Source organism: Pinirhizobacter sp. (assembly GCF_035317885.1).
Lineage (GTDB): Bacteria > Pseudomonadota > Gammaproteobacteria > Xanthomonadales > Rhodanobacteraceae > Pinirhizobacter.
In genome coordinates this window covers 1-5,686 of record NZ_DATHFX010000398.1, presented here as the reverse complement: position 1 = coordinate 5,686, position 5,686 = coordinate 1, and the positions used below count along the sequence as shown (strand labels likewise).

Genomic DNA, 5,686 nt, shown 5'->3' with positions numbered 1-5,686 from the left:
CCTGGTCGACAGCTTCGAATCGGAACTGGCGCGGACCTCGCGCGCGCTGTTCTCCGCCGCGCGCGCCACCCTCGCCACGCGCGATGTCAGCGAGGCGGCGATCCGCCGCGTATTGCGCGAATTGCTGGTGCACTTTCCCGTCTACCGCACCTATGCCGGTGGCGCGGGCCGCGACGCCATCGACGAGGTCGTGTTCACCCGTGCGACCGAGGGTGCGATGCGCGTGCTGCGACCGGAAGACCATGCCTTGCTGCTTGACGTCGGCCAATGGCTCGGAGGCCAGGCGCCGCGGCAGCTGCCCCCCGGGGCCGTGCGGCGCGCGCGCGAGAAGGCCATCGCGGTGTTCCAGCAGGTGACATCGCCCGTGGCCGCCAAGGCAGTGGAAGACACAGCCGGCTATCGCTATGGCCGCCTGCTTTCGCGCAATGAAGTGGGTGCGGATCCGGACATCATCGCCATCGAGCCACCGGCGTTCCATGCGCGCTGCCAGCATCGCGCGGAATCCTTCCCGCGCACCATGATCACCACGGCCACGCACGACCATAAGCGCGGTGCGGACCTTCGCATGCGCCTTGCCGTGCTGTCCGAACGCGCATCGTGGTGGCACCACCGGGCCACCGCCTGGCGCGAGCGGCACGTGCCGTACAAGCGTCCCGTCGACGGCCGACTGGCGCCGACCCCGGTGGACGAACTGATGCTGTACCAGATGCTGTTGGGAGCGTGGCCTCTTGCCGGGACCGAGGCCGATCATCGTGCGGCGTTCGTCGACCGTATCGAGGTCTGGCAGATGAAGGCCTTGCGCGAAGCCAAGCGGCGTACCCGCTGGACCGATCCGAACGAGCCCTACGAAGAGGCCTGCAAGGAGTTCCTGGCCGCGGTCATGGCTGACAAGGGGTTTGTTGCCGAACTGGAGGAAGCTGCGGCTTCGCTGGCGGTGCCAGGTGCCGCGAACGGACTGGCTCAAGCCGTGCTGCATCTCACCACGCCCGGGGTTCCTGACATCTACCAGGGTACGGAGTACTGGGACTTCAGCCTGGTCGATCCGGACAACCGTCGCCCGGTCGATTATGCGGCCCGGCAGGCAAGCCTGGGGCAGGGTAGCTACGCCGAACTGCTGCCTCACTGGAGGGACGGCCGCATCAAGCAGCATGTGGTGCACACCCTGCTGGCGCTGCGTGCGCGCTTGCCCGCGTTGTTCGCCCGTGGCGGCTATCGGGCGTTGCCCGCCACAGGCCCGGGCGCCTCGCACGTGGTGGCCTTTGAACGGCACGACGCCCGGCACGCCGTGACTGTCGTGGTGGCCCGCCATGTTGCCCACTGGCTCAGTGAAGCGGACTCCCCCAGGCTTGAGCCCGCCCGCTGGTCAGGAACCAGTATTGCGTGGCCGAAGGGGCAATGGAGGGAGGCGTTTTCGGGCCGGCCCATCCACGGCGAGGGCGTCAAGGATGTTGGCGAGCTTCTGCGCGACGGCGTGGTGGCGGTCTTCGAGCGGCGGGCCAAAGGCGGGGCCCGTGTAGGTAGGACGGCCAGGGCCGCCACGGGCCGACCCGTCACCTGAGGCCGCGCCTACCGGTGTCCGAACGCGATATCATGCGCCGTTGATATCCGCCGAAGGTTGCCATGTCCGACGCCAAGACCGTCCCCGTACTCACGATCGACGGTCCCTCGGGCTCGGGCAAGGGCACCATCAGCGCCCTGGTGGCCGAGCGCCTGGGCTGGCACCTGCTCGATTCAGGCGCCCTCTACCGGGCGGTAGGGTACGCCGCCGGGGCCGAGGGCCTGGACCTTTCCGACGCCGAGGCCATCGCCCGTTGCGCGGAAACCACCCGGATCCGTTTCGTCGCGGCCGGCAAGGGCCACCCGGCCCGGGTCATGGTGAACGGGCATGACGCCACGGACGAATTACGCACCGAAACCGCTGGCGCCGCCGCCTCGGCGATTGCCGCCATACCGGCGGTCCGCCTGGCCCTGGTGCAGATGCAGCTGGGGTTCCGCAAGGCTCCGGGGCTGGTGGCCGACGGCCGGGACATGGGCACCGTCATCTTCCCGGAAGCCGCGTTTAAGGTGTTTCTGACGGCATCCGCGGCCGAAAGGGCGAAAAGACGCTATAAGCAGTTGAAGGATAAGGGACTAGCGGTTACACTTGGCAACCTGTTACGCGAGATCGAGGCGCGCGACGAGCGCGATGCCTCTCGCGCCGTGGCGCCGCTACGAGCCGCCGATGATGCCATCACCATCGACACCACCGGCCTGTCCATCGACACCGTCGTAGCAAAAGTATTCGCCATCGTCCGTCCCTAGCGGGAACGAACGCTGGCATCAACGCCCATGCCGCGGCATGGGTTGGCCAACGGTGGCAGGGGACTTTACATAAATTCCCAGCCGCCCATTACCGGTGGGTCGCAAGCCTCGTCCACGCATCAAAACCGTGGCCGGCCCGACCTCGTACAACCCTGGAATCCACATGACTGAAAGTTTCGCCGAACTGTTTGAACAGAGCCAACAGGCCATTTCCAAGCTGAAGCCTGGTGCCATCGTCACCGGCATCGTGGTTGAGATCCGTAACGACGTCGTCGTGATCAACGCCGGCCTCAAGAGCGAAGGCATCGTCCCCATCGAGCAGTTCCGCGATGAGCAGGGCGTGCTGGAAGTGGAAGTGGGCGACGAGGTCAAGGTTGCCCTTGACGCGCTCGAAGACGGCTTCGGCGAGACCAAGCTCTCGCGTGAGAAGGCCAAGCGTTCGATGGTGTGGGACGACCTCGAGCAGGCTTTCGAGAAGGAAGAGACCATCACCGGCAAGATCTCCGGCAAGGTCAAGGGTGGTTTCACCGTCGACATCAAGGACGTCCGCGCATTCCTGCCGGGCTCGCTGGTCGACGTGCGCCCCGTGCGCGATCCGGTCTACCTCGAAGGCAAGGACCTGGAATTCAAGATCATCAAGCTCGACCGCAAGCGCAACAACGTGGTGGTCAGCCGCCGCGCCGTGGTCGAGACGGAGTTCTCCGAAGAGCGCGAGAAGCTGCTTGAGCGCCTCACCGAGGGCGCAGTGGTCAAGGGCGTGGTCAAGAACCTCACCGACTACGGCGCATTCGTGGACCTCGGCGGCATCGATGGCCTGCTGCACATCACCGACATGGCCTGGAAGCGCGTGCGCCATCCGTCCGAAGTGGTCAACGTCGGCGACGAGCTCGATGTCCGCGTGCTCAAGTACGACCGCGAGCGCAACCGCGTTTCGCTGGGCCTGAAGCAGCTGGGCGACGACCCGTGGGTCGCCATTGCCCGCCGCTACCCGGTCGGCAGCCGCCTGTTCGGCAAGGTTTCCAACGTGACCGATTACGGCTGCTTCGTCGAGATCGAGCCGGGCGTCGAAGGCCTGGTGCACGTTTCGGAAATGGACTGGACCAACAAGAACGTCAACCCGGCCAAGGTCGTGCAGGTCGGTGACGAAACCGAAGTGATGGTGCTGGACGTCGATGAAGAGCGTCGCCGCATCTCGCTGGGCATCAAGCAGACCCGCTCCAACCCGTGGGAAGCCTTCGCCGCCATGCACAAGAAGGGCGACAAGGTTTCCGGCCAGATCAAGTCGATCACCGACTTCGGCATCTTCATCGGCCTGGAAGGCGGTATCGATGGCCTGGTACACCTGTCGGACATCTCCTGGCAGGTGTCGGGCGAAGACCTCGTCCGCAACTTCAAGAAGGGTGACGAAGTCGAGGCCGTGGTGCTTGCGGTCGACCCGGAGCGCGAGCGCATCTCCCTCGGCATCAAGCAGATGGAACAGGACCCGTTCGGTCAGTTCATGGCCACCAACCCGCGCGGCACGATCCTCAACGGTACCGTGAAGGAAGTGGACGCCAAGGGTGCGGTGATCGACCTGGGCGAGGGCGTCGAGGGTTACCTCCGCGCCAACGACATCGCCAAGGAGCGCATCGACGACGCCACCCAGCACCTGAAGGTGGGCGATGCGGTCGAGGCCAAGTTCACCGGCATGGACCGCAAGGGCCGCCAGCTGCAGCTGTCGATCCGCGCCAAAGACGAGGAAGACGTCGCCGACGCCATGGCCGATTACGGCTCGGCTGCCGGCGGTACGACCAAGCTCGGCGCGCTGCTCAAGGAGCAGCTCAACAAGGCCGACTAAGGCGTCATCGGGAAGCGGGACGGTCTCACGGCCGTCCCGCAACCTGCTAACGTTGCACGCAGCCAAGTCAGGGAATCCTGGGGAACCATGACGAAATCCGAATTGATCGAGGCGCTCGCGCGGCGCCAGACTCACCTCGCCTTCGGCGACGTGGAGATGGCAGTCAAGAGCGTGCTTGAACAGATGAGCCAGGCATTGTCATCGGGCGAGCGGATCGAGATCCGCGGCTTCGGCAGCTTTGCCCTACATTTCCGCCCACCCCGCATGGGCCGCAACCCCAAGACGGGTGAAGCGGTAGCCTTGCCCGGCAAGCACGTACCGCACTTCAAGCCCGGCAAGGAACTACGCGAACGAGTGAACCTCGTCGACGACGTCCAGGCCTGAGACCCAAAGCCGCGCACTGCGCGGCTTTTTTTTGCCTGTCGCGCGGGGTGCTTGGGCGCGGCGGACAGAGCGGGCGGGGCCCCGGCGGCGGCGCTCCTGGCTGCGGCGACCCTCAGGGAAAGGAGGCCGCTGCGCGGCGGTGTTCTTATAGCTACGCCCCCATCGGGACGGGCTTCGGCCGGAGCGCCGCCGCTGGGGCCCCGCCCGCTCTGTCCGCCACGCCCGAGTGGTGAGATTCGCGAGGAGAAGGCACAGCCAAAGCTGCGTATCGTGATAGCTCTCACATTCCGCCTCGGACGTGTCCAGAGCCGGTGGCCGTTGCCCTCGTCAGCGACTTGTGGAACCGAGCGTTGCGGGCGGATCAGGCCCGCAGCGCGGGCGCGCCGGGGCGCTAGCCATCAAACAAAGCCGCTCAGCGGCCTCTTTACCCAAGCGCCGGTGTAACCGGAGCGACGAGGGCCACGGCCCCGGCTCCCCGACACCGTCCGAGCCCCCCAATACGGCAATGCCGAAGGCGAGCGGCTTTTGCGCTAAAGTTCGCTGATGCGAATCCTCGCCCTGATTGTCCTTCTGCTTTTCCTCGCCGGCGGCATTGTGCTTGGCGCCCTGAATGCCGATGCCGTTCCTTACGACCTTGGCTTCGCCCGGGTGAGTCTGCCCAAGGGGGCGGCGCTGCTGGTCACCCTGCTGGCTGGGTGGGTGCTTGGCGGGCTCACCGCCTGGCTCGGTACCCGCATGGGTGATCGCCGACAGCGCCGCCGGCAAGCGAAGGTGGCTCGCACGGTCGACGCATGAATGTCATATGGCTCCTGGCGCTGGTTCCACCGGCAGCCTTCTATAGCGGTTGGTATCTGGCGCGCCGTACCAGCGCGCGGCGATCGGGCGCGCGCGTCAATGAACTTTCCAGCGACTATTTCAAGGGCCTGAACTACCTGTTGAACGAAGAGCAGGACAAGGCGCTTGAAGTGTTCCTGCGCCTGGCCGAGTTCAACCGCGACACCGTGGAGACCCACCTGGCCCTGGGCAACCTGTTCCGCAAGCGCGGCGAGGTGGACCGTGCCATCCGCCTGCACCAGCACCTGGTTTCGCGCCCCGGCCTGAACGAGGAAACCAAGACTGTCGCCTTGCTCGAACTGGGCGAGGACTACATGCGTGCGGGTCTGC

At 66.0% G+C, this 5,686-nt stretch carries 6 protein-coding genes; all 6 read left to right on the top strand.

The window, feature by feature from the left end; genetic code table 11:
* Positions 1 to 1,558 (top strand): malto-oligosyltrehalose synthase (locus VK519_RS13130; RefSeq protein WP_524538995.1); only part of this gene is annotated, 1,558 nt, incomplete at its 5' end.
* Positions 1,559 to 1,620: 62 nt separating this feature from the next.
* Positions 1,621 to 2,301 carry a (d)CMP kinase gene (cmk, locus tag VK519_RS13125; protein ID WP_324350436.1) on the top strand — a complete coding sequence of 227 codons (681 nt, stop codon included), beginning with the start codon at positions 1,621 to 1,623 and terminating at the stop codon, positions 2,299 to 2,301.
* 163 nt (positions 2,302 to 2,464) lie between these two features.
* Positions 2,465 to 4,138: a 30S ribosomal protein S1 gene (rpsA, locus tag VK519_RS13120; RefSeq protein WP_324350434.1), complete on the top strand. Its 1,674-nt coding sequence runs from the start codon at positions 2,465 to 2,467 to the stop codon at positions 4,136 to 4,138.
* An 87-nt stretch (positions 4,139 to 4,225) separates the two neighbouring features.
* A complete protein-coding gene (locus VK519_RS13115; protein ID WP_250622779.1) occupies positions 4,226 to 4,522 on the top strand; it encodes an integration host factor subunit beta in 297 nt (98 codons plus the stop codon).
* Between the two features lie 543 nt (positions 4,523 to 5,065).
* Positions 5,066 to 5,317, top strand: a complete 252-nt coding sequence (locus VK519_RS13110) for a LapA family protein (RefSeq protein ID WP_324350431.1) — start codon at positions 5,066 to 5,068, stop codon at positions 5,315 to 5,317.
* On the top strand, positions 5,314 to 5,686 hold a 373-nt coding region (locus VK519_RS13105), incomplete at its 3' end, for a tetratricopeptide repeat protein (RefSeq protein ID WP_524538994.1). The genes VK519_RS13110 and VK519_RS13105, both read left to right, overlap by 4 nt.

What these genes read in the sequence shown, in the direction of transcription:
- VK519_RS13110 (WP_324350431.1), top strand. Translation starts at nt 5,066, where the DNA reads ATGCGAATCCTCGCCCTGATTGTCCTTCTGCTTTTCCTCGCCGGCGGC.
- rpsA (WP_324350434.1), top strand. Translation starts at nt 2,465, where the DNA reads ATGACTGAAAGTTTCGCCGAACTGTTTGAACAGAGCCAACAGGCCATT.
- cmk (WP_324350436.1), top strand. Translation starts at nt 1,621, where the DNA reads ATGTCCGACGCCAAGACCGTCCCCGTACTCACGATCGACGGTCCCTCG.
- VK519_RS13115 (WP_250622779.1), top strand. Translation starts at nt 4,226, where the DNA reads ATGACGAAATCCGAATTGATCGAGGCGCTCGCGCGGCGCCAGACTCAC.